Raw genomic sequence first — 23604 nt, forward strand, 5'->3', positions numbered from 1 at the left:
ATATAAATCATTTAAACGATTTAAAAATCCTACCACACTACCCCCATCGTATGACAGCGGCGTGACAGGATTGTGACAAAACGGCAGCCGTGCGACGGCTTATGGGACGATGGTGGTGAACAGGTACACGGCGAAAATCACCAGGTGCACGGTGCCCTGCATGACCGTGGTGCGGCCCGTGCCCAGCGACAGGGTGGCCACCATCAGCGACAGCAGCAGCAGCACTGTGGATTTGATATCGAGTCCCAGGGTGATCGTCAGGCCCGTGGCCAGCGACACCACCACCACGGCGGGAATCGTCAGGCCGATGCTGGCCAGGGCGGAGCCGAGGGCCAGGTTCAAGCTCGTTTGCAGGCGGTTGGCGCGCGCCGCACGGACGGCGGCCAGGCCTTCGGGCAGCAGCACGATGGCGGCGATGACGATACCGACCAGGGTCTTTGGCGCACCCATGGCGGCGATCGCCGTCTCCAGCGCGGGCGCCAGCGACTTGGCCAGCAGCACCACGGCGCCCAGGCACACCAGCAGCGCGCCGGCGCTGACCCAGGCGACGGTGGGCGTGGGCGGCGCCGCATGCACCTCTTCGTCGCCGACGGCTTCCTTGGGCAGGAAGTAATCGCGGTGGCGCACCGTCTGCACCAGCACGAAAGTACCGTACAGGACCAGCGAGATGACGGCGATGAAAATGAGCTGGCTGGAGTTGTAATACGGGCCGGCGGCGCTGGAGGTGTAATTCGGCAGCACCAGCGTCAGGATGGCGATGGCCGCCAGGGTGGCCAGCGACGCGCTCACGCCCAGCAGGCCGAAGGTCTGTTCGCGGTGGCGCCCGGCGCCCAGCAGCAGGCAGATGCCGACGATGCCGTTCAAAATGATCATGATGGCGGCAAACACGGTGTCGCGCGCCAGCCCCGTCGTTTCCGGCCCGCCGGCCAGCATCAGCGAGACGATCAGCGCCACCTCGATCAGGGTCACGGCCAGCGCCAGCACCAGGGTGCCATACGGTTCGCCGATGCGGTGCGCCACCACTTCCGCGTGGTACACGGCGGCCAGCACGCTGCCGATCAGGCCAGCCACCAGCAGGATCTGATAGTAGCCGCCGACATTGAAGGTGGAACCGAACAGGAACAGCCAGCCGGCAAGGGGGGCGGCAAGCGGCCATACAGGCAGAGATTTGAGCATTTTCATTATGGGCCTGGCAAGAGTAAAAAAGGGGAACTGCGGTGCGGACGACAAGAGGGGCCGAGCGTGCACCCCACAGCATAACTTGCCTAGCTTAAATGAAAGTTAGAGTATGCACATGTTCGGCGTGCCGGCGGCCAGCATGGCCTGCCTGGTAACATGCCGTTGCAATTTTCTTGTCTTGTTGCTTGCTGCCGCCGTCATACTGCAGGGTACGCCTTACCGGCAACGACCAGGGACAGACCATGATTTCAATAAACAACACGGCCATGCGCACCTTCTTCTTCGCCGGCAGCCTGCTGTGCGCCGCCGCACACGCGGACACGCCGCCAGCGCAGGTTGACGCGAACTGGGCCACCCCGCCTGCGCCTGCCGCTGAGTCAAAGTGGCAGGACAGCCTGCCGCCCGCGCCACCGGTGGCGCCGCGCGAAGAAAAGATCCTGCCCAAAAGCGAATGGCTCACCGTCGAGCCGATGAAGGCGCCTGACCGGCGCTGCGATCCCGGCCTCGACGCCCTGTTCCTGAGCAAGGAATGCGGCAAGGAACCCAGCTGGCTGGGCTCGCGCAAAAAGTAAGCCGACTTACATCTCCAGGGTGCTGGCGCCTTGCGCTTCCACCACCCTGTTGCGGCCGGCCTGCTTGGCCGCCTGCAGCGCCTCGTCGGCCCGCTTGAACAGGCTGACGGTGCTGTCCTCGGCGCGGATGGTGGTCACGCCCAGGCTGGCCGTCAGCTGCAGCACGGCGCGTTCCGTCTTGACCGGCAGCACTTCGACGGCGGCGCGGATACGCTCGGCCACCATCAGCGCATCGGCCAGGGTCGTGCGCGGCAGCTGGATGGCAAATTCGGCGCCGCCCAGGCGACCCATCAGGTCGCTGTCGCGCAATTGCTGGCGGCACGTCTCGACGATGGTTTTCAGCACCGCATCGCCCACCGGATGGCCATAGCTGTCGTTGACGCGCTTGAAATGGTCGATATTGAGCACCACCAGGGCCGTCGGCAAGCCGGGCCGGCGCGCCAGCGCCATCCACGGCGCCAGCGCCTGGTAAAAGCCGCGCCGGTTCGGCACGCCCGTGGCCGCATCGAGCACCTCCAGGCGCGCCAGTTCGCCGCCCAGTTTTTCACGCGACAGCAGCAGGTAGCCGAAGGCGTTCGTCAGCATCATCAGGTACAGGGCGCCAAAACCGGCCAGCTGCAGCAGCTCGGCGTCGACATCCGGCACGGCGGCGGCGAGCACGCCGCGCGCGGCGATCAGCAGCGACAGCAGGCCCATGCTGACGACGAGGAAGCGGCGCAGCATGCTCGCCTCGCGCCATTTGAGGCACAGCGCGGCTACGCCGGCGAGGAAAAAGCCGGCCACGATCAGCGAGCCGCCGGCACTGCGCAGCAGCGGCGCCATATTAAACAGGTAGCAGGCGGCAAACAGCGCCACCGACAAGCCCAGCGCCGGCAATACATAGCGGCGCCAGCCGCTGCGCCCGGCCGCCTGCCACAGCGCGCCCGCGTCCAGCGCCATGCCGGCAAACAGCAGACTGTTGCCCAGCAAGATGGACAGCATATCGGGCAAGACGCCGCGGAAATACAGCAAACACCAGGCCACGGCCTGGCACTGCTTGGCTACCGCCCAGGTGGACAGGCTGAGCGACTTCTTGCGCTCATACTCGAAGAAGAACAGGGCCGCGCACAGGCTCAGGTTGCCGAGCGCCAGGGCCAGTACCAGAGTCTTGATATCCATGGGCTACGTTATCGATGCGCAGGCGCGGCGCGCCAGGTCAGATTTCGTGTTCGACATTCGTGCTGCCGTCGCCGACCTTGCTGGCCCACGCCTGCACGAAATACTGCTTTTCCACATCACTGGGCGCCTCATGCCAGAACACGATGAGGGTGCCCTTGTGGTCATGGATCTGCGCCACTTTTTCAATGAATCCGAAGTTGGCGGCCACGTCGGCCAGCGCCGCCGCATAACCATATACGCGCGTCAGCCGCTCGATGCGGTCAGGCTCGGTAAAACTGTTCGTCGCGGTAATGATGGGGTGATCCAAAAACATGCTTGTCTCCATGGTGCCCGACTGCGCGGCCGTGCCGCCGCGCGTCATATGCATATACGCATGCTCGGCGCGGATTAATCGGGTATGCTCACGGGAAGCTTATCAGATTTCTCTGAATGCAACAAAGCATCTTCCCCAGTCCACTCAGCGAAGTCGTCCTATGCCGGATCTCAAATTACCTGCCCTGCGCGCGCCCCAGGTGCATACCTGTGGCGACCGGCGCCGCCTGGAATTCCAGCCAGGCATGATCCAGAGCGAAATGCTGCTGTCGCGCCCCGACCATCTGCTGCTGCGCTATGCGCGCGCCATGATGTGCTTCACCCTGTTCGTGCCGCGTCCCAAGCACATCCTAATGGTGGGACTGGGCGGTGGCTCGCTGCTGAAATTCTGCCACCGCCACCTGCCCGAGACGCGCATCACGGTGCTGGAACTGCGCGCCGACGTGATCGCCCTGCGCGAGCAGTTCATGCTGCCGCCCGATGACGCGCGCCTGCGCATCATCGAAACGGACGCCGTCAGCTATATCCGCCAGCATCCGGGCTGCGCCGACGTGCTGCTGCTCGACGGCTACGACGAAACGGGTCTGCCGCCGGCACTGGGCAGCGCGCGCTTCTATGCGGACTGCCTGCGCACCCTGCTGCCCGGCGGCGTGCTGGTAGCCAACCTGTTCAGTTATGACGAGCACTACCCTGCCATGCTGGCGCGCCTGATGCTCACCTTCCGCGGCGCCGTGTGCCACTTCGACGGCATCGCTGGCAACAACCGCATCGTCTTTGCCGCCAGGCCAGACAAGCTCGGGGCGGGCCGTGCCCTGCGCGTCGTGCGCCTGGTGCGCTGGCGGCGCGCGTGCGGCCTGGGTTTCCTGAACCGCTGGCTGCCCGCATGGCAGTTGTGGCGCGTGCGCCGGCGGGCAGGCGCGGGCAGCGGCTGAACGTCGTCTTTCCCGGCCATAGGTCTTGTTGCTTAATAGCAGTAATTTGGTGCAAAATCAGCATGATGGATGTGGTTTATGACACACTATGGCCTGCGCGGGGCCGGCAGGCGCCGCCGAATCCAGGTATCCATGAAGTGAGATAGGAAAAAACATGCTGCGTCGTCGCCTGCCATTGTCGATTTCTGCCGCGGCCGCGCTGACCCTTGCCTGCGGCGCCAGCATCACCGGCTTGCTGTTCGCCGCCATCAGCCAGCTCGAATACGACAAAATGAGCCTGAGTCTGCAGCAGCGCGCCGGCGCGCGCGTGGCCGCCATCGAGCAGGGACTCGACGACGCGGTCGAGGTGCTGACCACGACCAACCAGCTGTTTGCCGCCGTCGTGCCGGTCACGCGCGAGCAGTTCCACGACTTCACCACGCCGCTGCTGCAGCGCCACCCGTTCATCCAGGCCTTCAATTTCCACCGCATCGTGCCGCATGCGCAGCGCGCGGCATTCGAGGCCGAGCTGCGGCGCATCGTGCCCGATTACGCCATGACGGAAATGCGCGATGGCGTCGTCTTGCCCGCGACAACGCGCGCCAGCTACCTGGTGGTCGATTATCTCGAACCGCTGCAGGGCAACCGCCCCGCCTTCGGCCTGAACGTGCGCCCTGACGGCTTGCTGGCCGGCGCGCTGGAACAGGCCATCCTCAGCGGCCAGACTACCGCCACCGGCCTGCTGGCCCTGGCGCAGGGTCCGCAGCAGGGTTTCGTTATCCTGCGCCCCGTGTACCGCCATGGCGCACCCCTGCAGACGGTGCCGCAGCGGCGCGCGGCGCTGATCGGCGATACGGCGGCCATCGTCCGGGCCGGCGAACTGGTGCAGAAAATCCTCGCCGGCGCCGACCTGCTGGGCGACCCGCAGCTTGAACTGAGCGTCTACGCCGATGCGAAAGCCGACCCGCGCCACTTGATCTTCCGGCATGGCCAGGCGCCTGCCGCCGCAGCGGGCGACGCCTGGGAGTCGCTGCCACGCTGGCTGCGATTTGCCTATCACAGCCACTATGACCGGGGCTTTGCGTCCGCCGGCCGGCCCTGGCATGTGCGCGTGGTGGCCCATCCGCGCCCCTTCCTGGCCGACCATCTGGGCTCATTGTTCACCCTGATCACGGGTTTGCTGTTCAGCGTGCTGACGGCCGCCTTCGTGCAATCGCTGACGCAGCGCTCGCGCCGCGTGCAGTTGCTGGTGGAGCAGCGCACGGCCGACCTCAAGCGCAGCAATGAACTGCTCAGCGCCGACGTGCGGGCGCGCCAGCGCACGGAACGCGCCCTGCAGGAAAGCGAAAAGCGCTTCCGCCGCCTGCTGGCCCTGTCCTCGGACTGGTACTGGGAACAGGATGCCAACTTCTGCTTCACCCACATCACCGGCGGCTTTACGGACAAGTCGAACATGCCGCTGGAACGCTTCATCGGCATGACGCGCTGGGAACATAATCCGGAGATGCGCAATTCGCGCTGGGGCAAGCAGCATATCGCCAACCTGGAAGCGCACCTGCCCTTTTCCAACCTCGAATATGCGATGAAAGACCGCGATGGCCAGCTGCGCTGGTTCAGCATCAATGGCGAACCGCTGTTCAACGAACTGGGCGAATTTCACGGCTACCGGGGCACAGGGTCCGAAATCACGGAACGCAAGCTGGCCGAGCAGCAAATCCAGCACATCGCCCACCACGACGTGCTGACGGGCTTGCCCAACCGCGCCCTGCTGCGCGACCGCCTGGCGCAGGCCATGGCCCTGTCGCGCCGCAAGAACCGGGCCCTGTGGGTGCTGTTGATCGACCTCGACCGGTTCAAATTTGTCAACGACAGCCTGGGCCACAAGGCCGGCGACCAGCTGCTGAAAACCATCGCCACGCGCCTGCAGGCCAGCCTGCGCGAAAGCGACACGGTGGCGCGCCTGTCGGGCGACGAATTCGTCGCCATCCTGTGCGAACAGGCCGACGAAGTACTCAGCGGCGCCATCGTGCAGCGCGTGATGGATGCCGTGGCGCAGCCGGTACTACTCGACGGCAAGGAATTTTTCGTCACCTGCAGCATCGGCGTGGCCGTCTACGACATGTCGCGCTACGACGCCCCCGGCGACGTGACCTTGCATGGCGAGACGCAGAACCTGATCGAGCAGGCCGACATCGCCATGTACTGCGCCAAGAAACAGGGCCGCAACAACATCAAGTTCTACACGACGGCCATGAACCAGGCCACGCTGGAGCGCCTGCGCATCGAGACGGCGCTGCGCAACGCGCTCGAACGCGAGCAGTTCGTGCTGCATTACCAGCCGCAGGTGGACCTGGCCAGCGGACGCATCGTCGGCGTGGAAGCGCTGCTGCGCTGGCAGCACCCGGAACTGGGCATGGTGGCGCCGCAGCGCTTCATCGCGCTGGCAGAAGATACAGGCCTGATCGTGCCGATCGGCGCCTGGGTCATGCGCGAAGCGTGCACGCAGGTGAAACGCTGGCATGCGGCGGGACTGGACACGCTGCGCCTGGCCGTGAACCTGTCGGCGCGCCAGTTCAACGAGCCGAACCTGGTCGCCTCGATCGCCAACGTGCTGCTGGAAACGGGCCTGCCGCCCGCCAGTCTGGAACTGGAGCTGACGGAGAGCCTGTTCATGCACGACGTGGCGCTGGCCGTCAGCCAGTTGCACGACATGAAGGCGCTGGGGGTGCAACTGTCGATCGACGACTTCGGCACCGGCTATTCCAGCTTCGCCTACCTGCGCACCTTCCCCATCGACGTGCTGAAGATCGACCGCAGTTTCGTCGGCGACGTGGCGCGCGACGCGGACGACGCGGCCATCGTCGTCTCCATCATCGCTCTGGCGCACAACCTGAAGCTGCGCGTGGTGGCCGAAGGCGTGGAAACGGCGGAACAGCTGGACTACCTGCGCCAGCACGGCTGCGACGAAGCACAGGGCTATTACTTCAGCCATCCGCTGCCGGCGCACGAGGTGGAAACCCTGCTGCGGGCAGCCATCCACGACACCGGCGCCCTGGCCTGAGCGTACGGCGCAGGCCTTACAGCTTCTGCTGCAGGAATTCGAGGAAGCAGCTGATGCGCTGCGCCAGCTGCGTATTGCGGTAATACACGGCGTGGATCTGCTGGCGGTAGCCCGTGTAGAACGGCTGCAGCACCTGCACCAGGCGGCCGGCCGCGATGTCGTCCTTCGTCATGAAGTCGGACAGGCAGACGATGCCCTGGTCATGCAACGCCAGCTGACGCAGGGTTTCGCCGCTGGAAGCGGCCAGCGCAGGCACGATCTGCAGGCTGTTGCCGGCAGCGTGGCGCAGCGGCCAGTTGTTGCCCAGGTCGTACTGGGCAAAGCCCAGCAGCGCATGGCAGGACAGCGCTTCCGGCGTGGCCGGTTCGCCGTGGCGCGCCAGATAGGCGGGCGTGGCCAGCACGTGCAGGGGACTGGCACTGAGCGGGCGCGCATGCAGGGTCGAGTCGACCAGGGCGCCGATGCGGATGGCGATGTCGGTACGGTGCTCGAGCAGGTCGGCGATCTGGTCGTTGCTGGTCAGCTCCAGGCGGATGTCCGGGTACATGGCGCGAAACTCGGCCACGTGGGGCACCACACAATGCAGCATGAAGGGCGAGGCGGCATCCACGGACAGGCGCCCGGCCGGCTTCTGGCGGCGGATGCGGATCGATTCCTCCACATCTTCCATCGAGGCGAGGATGGCGCGCGCCTTGTCCAGGAACAGCTGCCCCTCTTCCGTCAGCTCCATGCGCCGCGTGGTGCGCGTCAGCAGCGAGGTGGCCAGCTTGTCTTCCAGGCGCGACAGCGCGCGGCTGATGCCCGAGGTGGTTTGCCCCAGGTGCACGGCGGCCGCGCTCAGGGTGCCGCTGTCGATGACGGTGACGAAGATTTTCAGGTCGTCCGAGTTGATGTCCATTCTTGCCCTTGTTTCACAGATCGCGCCATTATAATGGAATGACGGCAACAGTGAGGGCGGGCGGCTACGTCAGGCAACGTAGAACAAAATGGCGATAAAATGACAGCTACTGCCGGCCAGCACGAACAGATGCCAGATGCCGTGACCATGGCGCAGCTTGTGGTCGGTGGCGTAGAAAGCGATACCGCCCGTGTAGCACAGCCCGCCTGCCACCAGCCACAGGAAACCGTTCCACTCGAGCGCCGCCAGCAGCGGCTTGATGCCGATGACGACCAGCCAGCCCATGGCCACGTAAATCACCAGCGACAGGATGCGCGCGCCTTTCGCGTACACATATTCCTGCACGATGCCAAACAGCGCCAGGCCCCAGACGACGCCGAACAGCGACCAGCCCCACGGCCCGCGCAGGGTCACCAGCATGAAGGGCGTGTAGGTTCCCGCGATGAGCAGATAGATGGCGCAGTGGTCGAGCCGCTGCAGTATGGCCTTGGCCTTGCCGCGCACGCTGTGATACAGGGTGGACGTGAGGTACAGGGTCAGCAGCATGGCCGCATACACGCTGCAGCTGACGATTTTCCAGGGGTCGCCCGTGCGGGCCGCCGCGACGATCAGGATGACGCCGCCGATAGCCGCCAGCGCGGCGCCCACCGTATGGGAAATGCTGTTGAACCGTTCACCGTGGTACATGCTTGACCGCCCGCTTCGTTAAAAACAGGCTCATCGTACACGCTTGCGAGAATGGCGGAGCGACTTCAACCCAATAGAAAGGCTGGGGTCGGACCCTGAGGGTCCGACCCCGGTTCTTGCTTTGGGGTTTCAATCAAGCCGCTTCCTCCTTCTTGCGCGCAGGACGGCGTGCCGGCGTCTTGCGCGGCGCCTTGGCCGGCTTGTCTTCAACGACCGGAGCGACTTCCACCGGCGCAGGCTCGATGACTTCGACTACCGCCTCAACCGCCTTCTTGGCCGGTTTTTTCGCCGCTGCAGTCTTGCGTGCCGGCGTGCGCGGCTTGGCCTTCGGCTTCGCTTCCACGACGGCTTCCACTAACGGCTCAGGCACAGGCTCAGGCATGGTTTCCACCACCGGCGCCACCTCGACGGCGACAACTTCGGCGCGCGCTTCACGCCCGCCATCGCCATTCTTGCGGCCGCCACGGCCATTGCGGCGCGAACCGCGCTTGGCGCTGCCTTCCTCGGCCACAGGTTCGGCCACCTCGTGCAGCACTTCCGGCTGCGGCGCCGGCGCATACTGCTCGATGACGTCCGATTCGGCCTCGGCCACCGGCACGAAGGCCTGTGGCGCTTCACTACGGCGTTGCTCGTTCTGCTTGCGACCGCCACGGCCATTGCGGCGCGAATCGCGGCGGCTGCCGCCTTCGCGGCTGTTGCCCTCTTCCGCCGTCGCGCCGGTCTCGCCACTGGCGATGGTCTCGCTGGCGCCATCGGCGTTCACGGCAGCCGGTACGGCCACCAGGCCGCTGCTACGGTAGACATACGCGCCCGATTTCTCGTCGCGGCCAAATTCCAGCAAGCCGCGCGTCTGCGCTTCTTCCAGCAGGTTGCCGAAGGTGCGGAAACCGTAATACGATTCACTGAAGTCCGGCTTGCGGCGTTTGATCGCTTCTTTCAGCATCGACGCCCAGATCTTGCCGCTGTCGCCCCGTTCGGACACCAGCGCGTCGAACGTTTCGACGGCCATCTCGATCGCTTCCGTCTTGCGCGACTCGTATTTTTCCTTGCGGCGCACTTCTTCGTCGGGCGAGCGCTTGACAGCGGCAGCCGGGCTTTCGCGCGCGTCGCGCTTGGCGGCCGTGCGGCGGCTCTCGCGCACCAGGTCATCGTAGAAAATGAATTCGTCGCAGTTCGCTACCAGCAGGTCGGAGGTCGACTGCTTGACGCCCACGCCGATCACCTGCTTGGCGTTTTCGCGCAGTTTCGACACCAGCGGCGAAAAATCGGAATCGCCGCTGATGATGACGAAGGTGTTCACGTGGGCCTTGGTGTAGCACAGGTCCAGTGCGTCGACCACCAGGCGGATGTCGGCCGAATTCTTGCCGGACTGGCGCACGTGGGGAATTTCGATCAGCTCGAAGTTCGCTTCGTGCATGGTGCCCTTGAAACTTTTATAACGGTCCCAGTCGCAATATGCCTTCTTGACAACGATGCTGCCCTTGAGCAGCAAGCGTTCGAGGATGGGCTTGATATCGAATTTTTCGTAATTTGCATCTCGCACGCCGAGCGCGACGTTCTCGAAGTCGCAAAACACGGCCATGCTGAGGTTTTCTGGGGATGACGCCATAAGGATGAATTCTCGCTGGATAATAAGGGCGGACGGGAAGCGCAACGCCTCCCTTTTCGCCTAGTATATTCGCCCATCCCCCGTTTCGGCGACAACTATCGTGCGCGGTGCACCTATTGCGCACCGCCGACGGCGCTGGCGACTGGCCAAACCACGCTTTCATCGACCGAATACAACTGGCACGGCAGGCTGCTGCGGCGCTGGCACGAAGCGAGTGCGCGCACATCGGGACTTTCGCCCTCCTCGGCCCAGCCCCAGGCGCCGCTGGCCGACAGGGCAAAGGCGCGCGGCGCGGTTTTCTCGAGAAAGACGCGGTAGGCGGCGCGGCCCTGCTCTGCCAGATACGGCACGGCGGCGATATCGTCCTGCGGCGCGAAATGCGTGGCGGGTGGCGACGGCGCATCGGCCACGCGGTAGACCTGGCGCACCGGCATGCCGATTCTCTGCAGGAAGCGCTCCGTGGCGGGCAGCCACACGGCAACGCCGTCACGGCTGCCCAGGGTCAGGTGGGCATCGCGCTTGAACGGGCCATACGCGACCAGTTCCGCCTGCCCGCCGGAACCAGTGAAAGAGCGGAACAGGCGCTGCGCCAGCGCCGGCGAAAAATACGAGTCGTTCGCGCCATACAGCCACAGGCTGGGGATGTGATTGTAGGCGCCGAAGGTGGCGAAAGTCTTGGCCAGCGCCCCTTGCCAGTCGCAGCCGGGCATGTCGACGCGCAGGCCGCCGGAAAAATTGAGCACGCCGCGCACGCCGGGCAGCACCCGCGTGGCCAGCGCCAGCGCCGCCATGCCGCCATACGACTGGCCCGCGACGACGATGCGCTGCGGGTCGACCCAGCTCTGGCGGCGCGCATACGCCAGTGCGGCCAGCATGTCGCGTGCCTGGCCCTGGGCATTGCCCAGCATGTCGCAGCCGAAATCGCGGTAGGCGCCCGTGGAGCGCGCAAAGCCGGCGCGCATGGGCAGCATCACCGCATAGCCGCGGCGCACGAATTCGGTGGCCATATAGATGAAGCGCTCGCGCTGCTGCAGCCGCGCCGGGCCGGCCTGCTTGCCGTGATTCATCAGCAACAAGGGAAACGGGCCGGGGCCGGCGGGGCGGAACACCGTCGTTTCCAGCATCTCGCGCAAGCCGTCGCCGGCCGGCAGCATGATCACCTGCTCGTGCAGGCGCGCATCGAGCGGCAACTGCGAGGGAACAAGCTGGGCTTTCAGGGGCGCACAAGGAAAACTGAGCAGCAAAGCCAGGAAAATGGGGCGACGCAGAGGAAAAATGGCGGACTCCGTGGACGACTTCCCTGCCAGTCTAGGCAGTGAAATGCCACAGAGCAATATGAAAATATTATGTGATGCAGCTATTTTTCGGCACGAAGCAACAGGAAAAATTTTTGCCTTGCACCACCACACTTTTCCCGCAGGCGGGAGTAAACTAGGCGTATTCTGAAGGAGTCGCCATGTCCATCTCCGCCCTCACCAGCGGTACCTCGGGGCTGACCGCCAACCAGCGCGCGCTGGATGTGGCCGCCAACAATATCGCCAATGCGAATACGCCGGGCTTCCAGCCGCAACAAGCCGCGTTCCAGGAGTCCAGTCCGGCCGGCACGGGCGTCACGCTCTCCGTCGAAGGGCGCAAGCTGGCCGCCAGCGAAAGCGTCAGCGTCAGCGGCGCCAATGCAAATGCGCTCAAGGCGGCCGAAAGCCGGCCGAACGGCGTGGGCCTGGCGTCCGAACTGACGGATAACCTGGTCTACAAGGCCGGTTTCAACCTGTCGGCGAATGTCGTCAAGGCGGCCGACCAGGCCTTGGGCAGCCTGATCGACGTCAAGACATAAACCTGCGACTATCTACAAGGTAGCCTGGGAAGCCAGCGCCAGCGGCGCCATGGCTGGCGCAATCAGCGCCAGCAGCCGTTCGGCCGGAATGCCGTCGCGCGCCTGTACCGACAGGCCATGCAGCAGCGCCGCATAATAATCGCCCAGCGCCTGCACGTCGGCGTCCCCTTTTAACTCTCCCGCCAGCTGCGCCGCGCGCAGGCGCTCGATGACCGCTTGCGTGCGCGCGCGGCGGTGCTGCGCCAGCCAGTCGGCGATGCCCGCGTTGTCCGCGCTCGTGTTGGTCGCGGCCGTGACCACCATGCAGCCTTGCGGCTGGCCGCTGCGCGTGTACAGCAGCACGGCTTCTTCCAGCATGCGCGCCACCGCCTCGCGCACATGCAGGCTGGCGGCCAGCGCATGCACGGCAAACGCGCCTTCTCCCGTTTCATACAATTCCACGGCTTCGCGGAACAGCTGCTCTTTCGAGCCGAACGCCGCATAGATGCGCGCCGAGGCGATGCCCAGCGCCGCCACCAGGTCGGCCATCGACACGCCTTCATAGCCGCGCGTCCAGAACGCGTCGCGCGCCTTTGCCAGCGCCAGCGCGCGGTCAAATTCCCTCGGTCTTCCTGCCATTTTCATCCTCTGCTTGCGAACTGGCGGCCAGTATAACGCCTGGCACGCCACCCGCCTTCGCCATTTATTTTGCCGCTGCGCCTTGACCGCGCCAACAATTTCACCTATTCTTTGTCGATCGACAAAGAATAGGAGCCGATATGAAAACCATCCAGGGACCGAGCCTGCACCTGGCACAATTCGCCGCCAACACGGCGCCCTTCAACACCTTGCCCGCCATCGCCGAGTGGGCGGCCGGCATGGGCTTCAAGGCCCTGCAGATTCCCGCCTGGGATGCGCGCCTGTTCGACGTGGCGCAGGCCGCACACAGCCAGGCATACTGCGATGACCTGGTCGCCATGCTGGCCGGCCATGGCCTCGTCATCAGCGAACTGACGACGCACATCCTCGGCCAGCTGGTGGCCGTGCACCCGGCCTACGACGCGCTGTGCGACAGCTTCGCGCCGGCACACCTGCACGGCCAGCCGGCCGCGCGCACCGAGTGGGCCATCGAACAGGTGAAACTGGCGGCCATGGCTTCAAAGCGCCTGGGCCTGACGGACATGGGCACGTTTTCCGGCTCGTTCGCCTGGCCCTACCTGTTCCCGTTCCCGCAACGCCCGCCCGGCCTGATTGAGGCGGCCTTCGACGAACTGGCGCGCCGCTGGCTGCCCATCCTCGACGTGTGCGAGGAACAGGGCGTCAACCTGTGCTACGAAATCCACCCCAGCGAAGACCTGCATGACGGCATCAGCTTCGAGATGTTTTATGAAAGAGTGGGCCGCCACCCGCGCTGCAAGATGCTGTTCGACCCCAGCCACTTCGTGCTGCAGCAGCTCAATTACCTGGAATTCATCGATATCTACAAGGAGCACATCCGCATGTTCCATGTGAAGGATGCGGAATTCAATCCGACGGGACGGCAAGGCATCTACGGCGGCTACCAGTCGTGGGAAAACCGCGCCGGGCGTTTCCGTTCGCTGGGTGATGGCCAGGTCGATTTCAAGGCGATCTTTTCAAAGATGGCGCAAAACGATTACGCCGGCTGGGCCACGCTGGAATGGGAATGCTGCCTGAAGGACCAGGAAGTGGGTGCGCGCGAAGGCGTGGCCTTCATCAACGCCCACATCATTGCCGTGACCGACAAGATCTTCGACGACTTCGCCGGCGCCCCCGTCAGCGCGCAGCAGATCCATCAATTGCTGGGCATCCAGCACACCTAATTAGGGAAACCATATGAACGATTTTACACACGACTACGTCCGCATCGACGGCCAGCGCCTGCATTGCGTGATTGCCGGCGCAGGCAAACCCGTGCTGCTGATCCCCGGCTGGCCGCAAACCTGGTATGCGTGGCGCCATGTGATGACAGCGCTGGCCGCCAACGGTTACCAGGCGATCGCCATCGACCCGCCCGGCAGCGGCCATTCAAGCCGCCCGGCCGATGGCTACGACACGGGCACCGTGGCCGCCACCCTGCACCGCGCCATGCTGGCGCTGGGCCACGCGCAGTACGACGTGGTGGGCCACGACATCGGCATGTGGGTCGGCTATGCGCTGGCCAGCGATTTCCCGCAGGCCGTGACGAAACTGGCGCTGACGGAAGCCGTCATTCCCGGCCTGGCACCGGCGCCGCCGATTTTTGTTGCGCCATCCGACAACATCTTCCTGTGGCACTTCATGTTCAACCAGGTGCTCGATTTGCCGGAAATGCTCACGGCGGGCAAGGAGCGCGAATACATCCGCTTCATTTTCGACCGCTGGTCGTACCGCCGCGACAAGGTGGCCGTCGACGTGTATGCGGACGCCTACGCCACGCCGGGCGCCCTGCGCGCGGGTTTCGCCTACTACCGCGCCATCCCCGAAACCATCCGGCAAAACCTGCAGCGGGCAAAACACAGCCTGCCGATGCCCGTGCTGGCCATCGGTGCCGAGCACGCGACGAATGACGCGCCCCTGCTGACCATGCAGGGCAAGGCAGATCATTTACAAGGCGCCATCGTCGCCGAATGCGGCCACTTCATCATGGAAGAACAGCCGGAAGCGTTCATCGCCCACCTGCTGCCCTTCCTGGCCGGAGAAAAGTCAGGAAACAACGCATGAGCCTCGATCCACTGATCGCCGCCTGGCTGGAAGAAACAAAAGATGCGCCGCCACCCGCCTCGCTGGCAGACCTGCGCGCGGCCACGGAAACGGGACTGCGCCAGCTGCACGGGCCGTTGGAAGACGTCAGCTCGATCAGGGATTACGTGCTGCCCGGCGAACATGCGCTGACCGTGCGCGCCTACGTGCCGGCCGGCGCGGATACGAACTCCCCCCTGCCCGCCATCGTCTTTGCGCATGGGGGAGGATGGTGTCTGTGCTCGCTGGACCTGTACGACAATCCGTGCCGCGCGCTGGCCAACGCCACCGGCTGCGTGATTTTTTCCGTCGATTACCGGCTGGCGCCCGAGCACAAGTTCCCCGTGCCGCTAGCCGATTTTTACAGGGCGCTGTGCTGGGTCGCCGAGCATGCGGCGGCGCTGGGCATCGATGCGCTGCGGCTGGCGGTGGGTGGCGACAGCGCGGGTGGCAACCTGGCGGCAGCCGCCGCCCTGATGGCGCGCGACCAGGCCGGTCCCGCGCTGGCGCACCAGTTGCTGCTGTACCCGGCGCTCGATTTTGCCTTCGACACGCCGTCTTACCAGCGCTATGCGCAGGGCCATTCGCTGACGCGCGAAGCGATGCGTTTTTGCTGGTCGGCGTACCTGAACGAGCCGGCCGAAGGCGCGCAGCCTTATGCTGCGCCCCTGCGGGCCGCCTCGCTGAAGGACTTGCCGCCGGCGACCGTGCTGGTGTGCGAGCACGACCCGCTGCATGACGAGGGGGTTACGTATGCGCAGCGGCTGCGCGATGACGGCGTGGCGACACAATGCGTGCAGCTCGACGGCATGATCCATGCATCGATACACATGCTGGGCCTGACGCCAGCGGCGCGGGGATTGTTCGACGTTGCGGGACTGGCGATGCGAACAGCCCTGGGAAGGTAAAAAAAACGCCGCCGGGGATGGCTCCACGGCGGCGCTTTTCATTATTCCACCAGCTTGCGCACCTCGATGCCGTTCAGCCATTTCACGTGGCGCGGCCCCGTGCGAATGTCTTTGGCCGAGATGAGGGCAATCTCGCCATCGTTGTCGTCGAGCGCCTTGCCGTTTTTTTGGTAGTAGACGATCACGCCCTCGCCGGCCGGCGCGTTATACAGCTCGCCCCAGGAAAACACCACCGCGTAGCCATCGGTAGCCGTGGCGATGATGGCGAGCTTCTTGACGTCGTTGTGGCCAGGTGCGTCGAGCACCGCCTTGTCGAGAACATCGCGCAGGCGCACTCCACGATAACTGGTGATGGTCTCGGCCTTGTCGCCGTTATGGCGCGTGACGGCAATCTCTCCGCCATTCGCGGGCGGCAGCTGGCGCAGGTCGGCCACCTTCAGGGTCAGCGGCGTTTCCACCATGCCCGTCACGGCCAGCGCGTGGCTCATGTTGTCGCGCGCGGCAGCGGGTGCCGACCACGCGGCCGGTGCCGCCGCCAGCAGCGCGGCCGAAGCAAAGCCAGCGAATATTTTCTTGATCATGCTGTGTCCTTTCATTAAACAGTCAAAAAATCAGAACTGGACCTGTGCATTGGCCAGCCAGGTGCGCCCGGCGCTGGGGAAGCCGTCGGACAGCGCGTAATTGCGGTCACCCAGGTTCGCCACGCCCGCTTCCAGCGTAAATGCCGGCAAGGGGCGGACCACGGCCTTCAGGTTCAGCGTCGTAAAACCACCGAGTTTCAGGGTGTTCGAGACCCAGCGCCCGCTGTTCGATTCAGCGATGGCCACCACGTCGACCTGGCGCGCCGCGTGCAGCACGGCGTGCGCCGTCAGCTTGTGGCGCGGCACGTCCGTCAGGCGGATGGCGCGGTCGCTGACATTTTTCATGTCCGTATACGTGTAGTTGCCGCCGAAATCGAGCCAGGCGCCAACGCGGCCACGCAAGCCCAGCTCCACGCCGCTGATATGCGCCCGGCCCGCGTTGCGCATCTGCGCGCGCGCGCCCGAGACATTGGCCACGCTCTGGATCTTGTCCTTCACGTCGCTGTAGAACAGCGCTGCTTCCAGTGCCAGGCCTTGCGCATTGCCTTGATAGCCCAGCTCATAGTTCATCGCTTCTTCCGCGCGCAAGGCCGGGTTTTCGATATACGTGCCCAGGCGCTGCGAGTAGCGGTCCTTCAGGGTCGGCAGGCGCGACTTGCGCGCCACGGTGGCGTACACGCGCGATGCAAGACCGGTCTTGTAGAACAGGCCCGCCTGCAGGTCGGTGGCCGATTGATTATCGGGCAAGGTATACGCATTGCCGGCGCTGTAGACCGTGTCCGGGCGCAGCTCATTGCGCGAGGCGCCCAGCGACAGTTCCGTCGCGGCGTTCAGGGCGATGCTGTCTTCCGCGCCCAGGGTCCACAGCGCGTCCTTGTACCAGGTGGTGCGCACGCCCTTGGCATCGAGTTCCTGGTGTTCGTCGGCCTTGACGCTGGCCACAAAACGCAGGCGGTGCGCGGCCAGGCGGAACGATTCGAGTTCCACCGCGCCGCCGTTCGTGCGGTCGTTATAGATGCTGCGCCCGCCGCTGACGCTGCCCTGGCCGCTGGTTTTCAGGGTCGTGTAGCTGCCATTGGTAAACGAGGTGATTTCATTGTCGTAGCTGTCGTGGTACAGCCGCAGTTTCACGCGTTCCTGCTGGCCCAGGCGCGTCTGCGAGACGAAATACACGCTTTCCTTGTTCCAGTACGGCCACTGCCAGTAGCGCGCGCCGACGGGGTTCGTCGATGGCGGCTGGCCCTTTTCGCCATGCTGCTTGTAGTAGCTCAGTGCATACTCGTCGCCCGCCTGCGCGCCATCGGGTGTGTAGCCCACCTTGAACGACAGCTTATGGTCCTTGCGGTAGGCATTATTGCGCATGCCGCCGTCTTCCGTGGCCGTCGGGCGGAAGTCGGACGACATGGGGAAACCGTCGCTGTCGATATACGACACGCCCGCCTGCAGATACCACAAGCCCTGGTTGGTGCCCACGTTGGCCGATACCTGGCGCTCGCTGCCCGAGCCGAAACCGATCGAGGCATCGCCCTCAAGGCGCGCCGCGGGTTTGCGCGAGATCAGGTTGATGGCGCCGCCCAGGGTATTGGCGCCGTAGGCCACGGAGCTGAAGCCCTTGGCCACCTGGATGGCGGCCAGGTCGCCAGTCGTGAAGCGGTTGAAATCGACGTAGCCGTCATACGGCACGTAGACGGGAATGCCGTCGATATACAGCGGCACCTGGCGCGCATCGAAACCGCGGATGGCGACGGTTTTTTCGTTGCGCGCATTGGTCGACAGCGACACGCCCGACAGCAGATTGAGGGCGTCACCCACGTTGTCGCGGTTAAAGCGGCGCATCTCGGCGCGACTCACTTGCGAACCCACCTGCTGCCCATCCAACTGCGCTACTTGCCCCAGCTGGTCGCGCTGGCCGATCACCGTCACCGTGCCCAGCACGAACGGCGCCGCCGCATCCGCGTCTTCCTTGCCAGCGGCCTGCTGTGCCAGCGCCAGCATCACGGCGCCTGCCATTACCTGTTTCAACATCGTCTGACTCTTTCCATTATCGTTGTATATCACGCTATATAGCGCTACGCAAAAAAATACAAAAAAGCGGCCACGTCTGCGGCGGCTGTCACCCAACAGCGCAATATACAGATGTATATAGCGATGCTCAAGCGAGAAGGCCAAAAGCGCACGCACAAGTCAAATTTCACGCTTTTTTCATGCAGCGCAGCATTTCGCTGTGCGAACGCATGTTTCATAAAACGGTTGACATGCGGGATCCGGCTAGGCAAACTCATTTCCAGGGAGTCAAAAAAATGAGGGCAAATATGAGCAATACTCAGGCCGCAGCCGATCCGGAACTCATCGTCTTCAGCGATGACGAAGAAGGCAAGGACCGCCAGTTCGTCAACGCGCTGGCGCGCGGTCTGGAAGTGCTCCGGTGCTTCCGCCCCGGCGAAGTGTTTCTGTCGAACGCGGACATGGCCAAGCGCACGGGCATCCCGAAACCGACGATTTCGCGCCTCACCTATACCCTCACCAAACTCGGCTACCTGAATTACTCGGACAGCCTGGGCAAGTACCAGCTGGGCGCCGGCGTGCTGGCCCTCGGCTACCGCATGCTGTCGAACCTCGACGTGCGCAAGATGGCGCGTCCGCAGATGGAAGAACTGGCCGAACATGCGCAGGCATCCGTGTCGCTGGGCACGCGCGATCGCCTCAGCATGGTCTACGTGGAAACCTGCCGCAGTAGCGCCAACGTCACCCTGCGCCTCGATGTCGGTTCGCGCATTCCCCTGATGACGACGGCCATGGGCAAGGCCCTGTTGTGCATCCTGCCGCAGGCCGAGCGCGACTACCTGATGGACCATGCGCGCGAGCACGAGACGGAGCGCTGGCCGCGCATCAAGGCCGGCATCGAGCAAGGCTTCAAGGATTACCAGGACCGGGGCTTTTGCATCTCGGCCGGCGAGTGGCAGAACGACGTGCATGCGGTGGGCGTGCCCATGCTGGGCGCCGACGGCGAGCAGGTGATGGCCTTCAATTGCGGTGGCCCCGCCTTTTTGCTGTCGCGTGAAAAACTCGAGTCCGACCTGGGACCGCGACTGGTCGCCCTGGTCAAGACAGTGGAAAAAAACCTGGGCCGCGGTTAGACTGCGCGCCCCCTCTCAACGACAGCTCAACTCAAAGCGCCGAGGAAACCGATGATACGCGACGAAGAAACCCTGAACATCCTGCTCGACAGCATCGCCCGTTTCGTGCGCGAAGTGCTGGTGCCGAACGAGGCGCTGGTGGCCGAAACGGATACGATACCGCCCGCCATCGTGGCGCAGATGCGCGAACTGGGCCTGTTCGGCCTGTCCATCCCGGAAGCCTACGGCGGCCTGGAACTGAGCATGGAAGAGGAAGTGCGCGTCGCGTTTGAAATCGCCCGCACCTCGCCCGCCTTCCGCTCTCTGATCGGCACGAACAACGGCATCGGCTCGCAAGGCATCGTCATCGACGGCACGGAAGCGCAAAAACAATACTATCTGCCCAAGCTGGCGGCCGGCGATATCATCGGCTCGTTCGCCCTGACGGAAGCGGGGTCCGGCTCCGACGCGGCCTCGCTGCGCACGAGCGCCGTGCGCGATGGCGATTTTTATATCCTCAACGGCAGCAAGCGCTATATCACCAACGCGCCCGAAGCGAGCATCTTTACCGTCATGGCGCGCACGGACCCCGTCAAACGGGGCGCCTCGGCCATCTCCGCCTTCATCGTGGAAAGGGACACGCCGGGCCTCTCGCTGGGAAAAATCGACAGGAAGATGGGCCAGCAAGGCGCGCATACCTGCGACGTCATCTTTGAAAACTGCCGCGTGCCGGCCGCGAACATCATCGGCGGCAAGGAAGGCGTGGGTTTTAAAACGGCCATGAAGGTGCTCGACAAGGGCCGCCTGCACATCGCCGCCGTCTGCGTGGGCGCGGCCGAACGCATGCTGGGCGACGCCCTGGCGTATGCGATGGAACGCCAGCAGTTCGGCCAGCCCATCGCCGAATTCCAGCTGATCCAGGCCATGCTGGCCGACAGCAAGGCCGAGATTTACGCGGCGCGCAGCATGGTGCTCGATTGCGCGCGCCGGCGCGACAACAAGGAAGACATTTCGACGGAAGCGTCGTGCTGCAAGCTGTTCGCCTCCGAAATGTGCGGCAGAGTGGCCGACCGCTCCGTGCAGATCCACGGCGGCGCCGGCTACATCAGCGAATACGCGGCCGAGCGCTTCTACCGCGACGTGCGCCTGTTCCGCATCTATGAGGGCACGACGCAGATCCAGCAGATCGTCATCGCCCGCAACATGATCAAGGCAGCGCAAAAGTGAAGGCGACCGCGATGGACATCCCCGCCCTGCTGGCCGGCTTGCCGGCGCGCCTGTCGGCCATTCCCGCCTACTGGGCGGCGCGCGCGCCGGACGCGCCGGCGCTGCATGAAGGGGGCCGCAGCTGGACCTACGCGCAGCTGCAGCACAGTGTGGAAAGCGCCGCGCAGTTGTTGCGCCAGCTGGACGTGCGCGCCGGCGACCGCCTGATGGTGGTGGGCGAGAACTGCGCGCTGCAAGTGGCGCTGATTTTTGCTGCCGCCAGCATCGACGCGTGGATCGTCAACGTCAATGCACGGCTGTCGGCGCGCGAGATCGACACCATCGCCGCGCACAGTTCCGCGCGGCGCATGCTGTTTCTGGCCGGTGCCTCGCCGGAAGCGGCCGCGCATGCCGCGCGTCTGGGCGCGACCACTGCCACGGTCGACGGCATGGGCGAGCTGCTGGCGGGAGCATTGAACGAAGCGTCCATTCCGGAAGCCACGGTCCCCGGCAACGAACAGGTGGCCGCGCTGATCTACACGACGGGCACCACGGGCCAATCAAAAGGCGTGATGCTGACGCACCGCAACCTGCTGTTCATCGCCGCCGTCTCCAGCACCTTGCGCGGCCTGACGCGCAGCGACCGCGCCTATGGCGTGCTGCCGATTTCGCACGTGTACGGCCTGGCCTCGGTGGCCCTGGGGACCCTGTATGCGGGCGCCGCGCTGTACCTGGTGCCGCGCTTTTCCGTCGATGGCCTGCTCTCGGCCCTGAAGGACGACGGCTTGACCATCGTCCAGGGCGTGCCCGCCATGTACGCCAAGCTGCTGCAAACCCTGGGCGGCGCCGACACGCCGCTGCCCACGCGGCTGCGCTTTGCGTATGCGGGCGGCTCGCCGCTGGCGCCGTCGCTCAAGCGCGACGTGGAAAAGCTGCTGGGCACCGCGCTGCACAATGGCTACGGCATGACGGAAAGCGCGCCCACCATCAGCCAGACGCGCCTGGAAGCGCCGCGCCGCGACGATTCCGTCGGCATGCCGATCCCGGGCGTGGAAGTACGCGTGGTGGACGTGGCCGGCCTGGATGTGACGCCGGGCGCGGCGGGAGAATTATGGATACGCGGACCGAACATCATGGCCGGCTACTACCGCGAAGCGGCCATGACGGAGGCCACCATGCGCGAAGGCGGCTGGCTCAATACGGGCGACATGGCGCGCCAGGAACCGGACGGCGCGTTGTTCGTTGTCGGGCGCACCAAGGAACTGATCATCCGCTCCGGCTTCAATGTGTATCCGTTGGAAGTGGAAACGGCGCTCAACGCCCACCCCTGCGTGGTGCAATCGGCCGTGGTGGGACGCACCCTGGACGATGGCAACGAGGACGTCATCGCCTATGTGGAGCTGGACCCGCGCCAGCCCGCCAGCGTGGCACAATTACAGGCCTGGCTGGCGCAAACGCTGTCGCCGTACAAATGCCCGTCCGCCATCATCGTCATGGACGCGCTGCCGGCCGCCGCCACGGGCAAGATTTTAAAGGGGCAGCTGCGGCAAATGGCGCAGAATGCCCGATAAGTTGACCATGTAGTACCAGACTTGAGAACAAAACCAAGCCACATCACCGGAGGAGACACGATGAAACGCACCTACACACGCATCGCCATGGCAGCGCTGGTTGCCAGCGCCTGGATGACGCAGGCCAGCGCCGACGAATTCCTGGTCGGCGCGGAAATCCCGCTGACGGGCAACCTGGCGCGGGTCGGCGCCGGCATGCAGGAAGGGATCATGGTCGCGGCCGAGGTCTTCAACAAGACCAACGGCAAGCACACCATCAAGATCATCACCGTCGACGACGAATCGGCGCCCGCCAAGGCCATCGCCGCCGTGGAAAAGCTGGCCAGCCAGGGCGTGGTGGCCATCACGGGCGGCTATGGCTCGAACAATATCTCGCCCGCCTCGGACACGGCCAATAAGCTGGGCCTCGTCTACATCACCTCGGGCGGCGTGGACGACAGCCTGGTAGCGAGCGGGCGCAAGAATTTTTTCCGTATCAATAACACGGCCGGCTATGAAAAAGCCATGCTGGGACTACTGCAGGACGTGGGCGCCAAGTCCGTCTCCATCGTGTATTCGACCAAGGACGCCACCACGGGTCTGGCGAAAGACGTGGAAAAAGCCCTGGCGGCCAAGGGCGTGAAGGTGACGACGCATTCGTTCGACCCGGCCATTACGGACTTCAAGCCCATCATCAACAAGATCAAGCTGCAGGACAAATCGGAAGTGGTGGCCATGGTCGGCTATGAAAACGATTACGTGGGCATCATCCGCGCCGCGCGCGTGCTCAAACCAAAAATCAAGGCCATGGTGGGCGTGTGGTCGCTGGCCACGCCGAAGATGGCATCCGACTTCCCCGACCTGATGCCGAATGTGTTCGGCACGGCCCTGCTGCCCTTCCCGACCGAATTCAAGACGGCCGACGGCAAGGCCTTCAGCGACGCCTACAAGCAGCTGTACAAGAAAGAGCCCGATTACCTGGGCCAGTTCGGCTACGTGCAGTCGATGCTGCTGTTCGAAGCCATCGCGCGCGCGGCCGACAAGGGCACGCTCAAAAAAGGCGGCGTGGCCGATGAAATGCGCAAGACGGACCGCGAAACCCTGATCGGCCGGGTGCAGTTCGCCGCCAATGGCGACAACCTGAACTTCGTGCACCGCATGGCGCAGCACCAGGACAAGAAAGTGGTGATCGTCTGGCCGAAGGAACACGCCACGGGCAAGCTGGCCTATCCAGCCCTGCCCTGGTAAGCAGCCTCCCGCTGCACACGCGCGCGCCTGCCGGGCGCGCACCGATGAACGGCAGT

At 64.6% G+C, this 23604-nt stretch carries 21 protein-coding genes; 11 read left to right on the forward strand and 10 right to left on the reverse strand.

Translation table 11 applies throughout. The annotated features are described in order from the left end of the window. Positions 1 to 99: 99 nt before the first annotated feature. Positions 100 to 1182: a calcium:proton antiporter gene (locus CLU93_RS01395; protein WP_099759686.1), complete on the reverse strand. Its 1083-nt coding sequence runs from the start codon at positions 1180 to 1182 to the stop codon at positions 100 to 102. A 239-nt stretch (positions 1183 to 1421) separates the two neighbouring features. Here CLU93_RS01395 and CLU93_RS01400 point away from each other — a divergent pair, with 239 nt between their 5' ends. After that, on the forward strand, positions 1422 to 1751 hold the full coding sequence (locus CLU93_RS01400) for a hypothetical protein (protein WP_096234915.1): 330 nt from the start codon (positions 1422 to 1424) through the stop codon (positions 1749 to 1751). Positions 1752 to 1757: 6 nt separating this feature from the next. On the opposite strand, the gene CLU93_RS01405 is transcribed toward CLU93_RS01400, so the two are convergent. Further along, on the reverse strand, positions 1758 to 2909 hold the full coding sequence (locus CLU93_RS01405; RefSeq protein ID WP_099759687.1) for a GGDEF domain-containing protein: 1152 nt from the start codon (positions 2907 to 2909) through the stop codon (positions 1758 to 1760). 37 nt (positions 2910 to 2946) lie between these two features. Next, the gene (locus CLU93_RS01410; protein WP_099764178.1) at positions 2947 to 3222 is read right to left on the reverse strand and encodes a hypothetical protein; all 276 of its coding nucleotides are present in this window, start codon (positions 3220 to 3222) and stop codon (positions 2947 to 2949) included. A gap of 160 nt (positions 3223 to 3382) precedes the next feature. On the opposite strand from CLU93_RS01410, the gene CLU93_RS01415 reads away from it, so the two are divergent. Both CLU93_RS01415 and CLU93_RS01420 read left to right on the forward strand, forming a co-directional pair. Next, positions 3383 to 4153: a transferase spermidine synthase gene (locus tag CLU93_RS01415; RefSeq protein WP_099759688.1), complete on the forward strand. Its 771-nt coding sequence runs from the start codon at positions 3383 to 3385 to the stop codon at positions 4151 to 4153. 154 nt (positions 4154 to 4307) lie between these two features. Next, a complete protein-coding gene (locus CLU93_RS01420) occupies positions 4308 to 7193 on the forward strand; it encodes a bifunctional diguanylate cyclase/phosphodiesterase (RefSeq protein WP_099759689.1) in 2886 nt (961 codons plus the stop codon). Between the two features lie 16 nt (positions 7194 to 7209). Here the strand turns inward: CLU93_RS01420 and CLU93_RS01425 are convergent, their stop codons facing one another. From CLU93_RS01425 to CLU93_RS01440, 4 genes are all read right to left on the reverse strand, one after another. After that, positions 7210 to 8091: a LysR family transcriptional regulator gene (locus CLU93_RS01425; RefSeq protein WP_099759690.1), complete on the reverse strand. Its 882-nt coding sequence runs from the start codon at positions 8089 to 8091 to the stop codon at positions 7210 to 7212. 69 nt (positions 8092 to 8160) lie between these two features. Beyond that, positions 8161 to 8778, reverse strand: a complete 618-nt coding sequence (gene trhA, locus CLU93_RS01430) for a PAQR family membrane homeostasis protein TrhA (RefSeq protein ID WP_099759691.1) — start codon at positions 8776 to 8778, stop codon at positions 8161 to 8163. A 133-nt stretch (positions 8779 to 8911) separates the two neighbouring features. Next, complete coding sequence (locus CLU93_RS01435; protein WP_099759692.1) at positions 8912 to 10387, reverse strand: NYN domain-containing protein; 1476 nt, start codon at positions 10385 to 10387, stop codon at positions 8912 to 8914. A 113-nt stretch (positions 10388 to 10500) separates the two neighbouring features. After that, on the reverse strand, positions 10501 to 11631 hold the full coding sequence (locus tag CLU93_RS01440) for a dienelactone hydrolase family protein (RefSeq protein WP_257224829.1): 1131 nt from the start codon (positions 11629 to 11631) through the stop codon (positions 10501 to 10503). Between the two features lie 212 nt (positions 11632 to 11843). Here CLU93_RS01440 and CLU93_RS01445 point away from each other — a divergent pair, with 212 nt between their 5' ends. Beyond that, positions 11844 to 12221: a flagellar basal body protein gene (locus tag CLU93_RS01445; RefSeq protein ID WP_099759693.1), complete on the forward strand. Its 378-nt coding sequence runs from the start codon at positions 11844 to 11846 to the stop codon at positions 12219 to 12221. A 12-nt stretch (positions 12222 to 12233) separates the two neighbouring features. On the opposite strand, the gene CLU93_RS01450 is transcribed toward CLU93_RS01445, so the two are convergent. After that, positions 12234 to 12839 (reverse strand): TetR/AcrR family transcriptional regulator, encoded by a 606-nt coding sequence (locus tag CLU93_RS01450; protein ID WP_099759694.1) that lies wholly within the window; start codon positions 12837 to 12839, stop codon positions 12234 to 12236. A gap of 140 nt (positions 12840 to 12979) precedes the next feature. Here CLU93_RS01450 and CLU93_RS01455 point away from each other — a divergent pair, with 140 nt between their 5' ends. From CLU93_RS01455 to CLU93_RS01465, 3 genes are read left to right on the forward strand one after another with little or no spacing between them, the layout of a single operon-like run. Next, entirely contained in the window at positions 12980 to 14041 is a 1062-nt protein-coding gene (locus CLU93_RS01455; protein WP_099759695.1) for a sugar phosphate isomerase/epimerase family protein, read from the forward strand. Positions 14042 to 14054: 13 nt separating this feature from the next. Then, entirely contained in the window at positions 14055 to 14921 is an 867-nt protein-coding gene (locus tag CLU93_RS01460; RefSeq protein ID WP_099759696.1) for an alpha/beta fold hydrolase, read from the forward strand. Further along, positions 14918 to 15847 (forward strand): alpha/beta hydrolase, encoded by a 930-nt coding sequence (locus CLU93_RS01465; protein WP_099759697.1) that lies wholly within the window; start codon positions 14918 to 14920, stop codon positions 15845 to 15847. The genes CLU93_RS01460 and CLU93_RS01465 overlap by 4 nt, the downstream gene beginning before the upstream one ends. Before the next feature lie 41 nt (positions 15848 to 15888). Here the strand turns inward: CLU93_RS01465 and CLU93_RS01470 are convergent, their stop codons facing one another. Both CLU93_RS01470 and CLU93_RS01475 read right to left on the reverse strand, forming a co-directional pair. Continuing rightward, positions 15889 to 16428: a molybdopterin-dependent oxidoreductase gene (locus CLU93_RS01470; protein WP_099759698.1), complete on the reverse strand. Its 540-nt coding sequence runs from the start codon at positions 16426 to 16428 to the stop codon at positions 15889 to 15891. A 30-nt stretch (positions 16429 to 16458) separates the two neighbouring features. Then, the gene (locus tag CLU93_RS01475) at positions 16459 to 18453 is read right to left on the reverse strand and encodes a TonB-dependent receptor plug domain-containing protein (RefSeq protein ID WP_099759699.1); all 1995 of its coding nucleotides are present in this window, start codon (positions 18451 to 18453) and stop codon (positions 16459 to 16461) included. 287 nt (positions 18454 to 18740) lie between these two features. On the opposite strand from CLU93_RS01475, the gene CLU93_RS01480 reads away from it, so the two are divergent. From CLU93_RS01480 to CLU93_RS01495, 4 genes are read left to right on the forward strand one after another with little or no spacing between them, the layout of a single operon-like run. Beyond that, entirely contained in the window at positions 18741 to 19565 is an 825-nt protein-coding gene (locus tag CLU93_RS01480) for an IclR family transcriptional regulator (RefSeq protein ID WP_099759700.1), read from the forward strand. Positions 19566 to 19616: 51 nt separating this feature from the next. Then, positions 19617 to 20771 carry an acyl-CoA dehydrogenase family protein gene (locus CLU93_RS01485; protein ID WP_099759701.1) on the forward strand — a complete coding sequence of 385 codons (1155 nt, stop codon included), beginning with the start codon at positions 19617 to 19619 and terminating at the stop codon, positions 20769 to 20771. Between the two features lie 11 nt (positions 20772 to 20782). Continuing rightward, positions 20783 to 22321 carry a class I adenylate-forming enzyme family protein gene (locus tag CLU93_RS01490; RefSeq protein WP_099759702.1) on the forward strand — a complete coding sequence of 513 codons (1539 nt, stop codon included), beginning with the start codon at positions 20783 to 20785 and terminating at the stop codon, positions 22319 to 22321. A 60-nt stretch (positions 22322 to 22381) separates the two neighbouring features. Continuing rightward, positions 22382 to 23548 carry an ABC transporter substrate-binding protein gene (locus CLU93_RS01495; RefSeq protein WP_099759703.1) on the forward strand — a complete coding sequence of 389 codons (1167 nt, stop codon included), beginning with the start codon at positions 22382 to 22384 and terminating at the stop codon, positions 23546 to 23548. Positions 23549 to 23604 lie beyond the last annotated feature (56 nt).

The organism is Janthinobacterium sp. 35 (assembly GCF_002754575.1).
In the GTDB taxonomy this organism is placed as follows: Bacteria; Pseudomonadota; Gammaproteobacteria; order Burkholderiales; family Burkholderiaceae_D; genus Janthinobacterium; species Janthinobacterium tructae.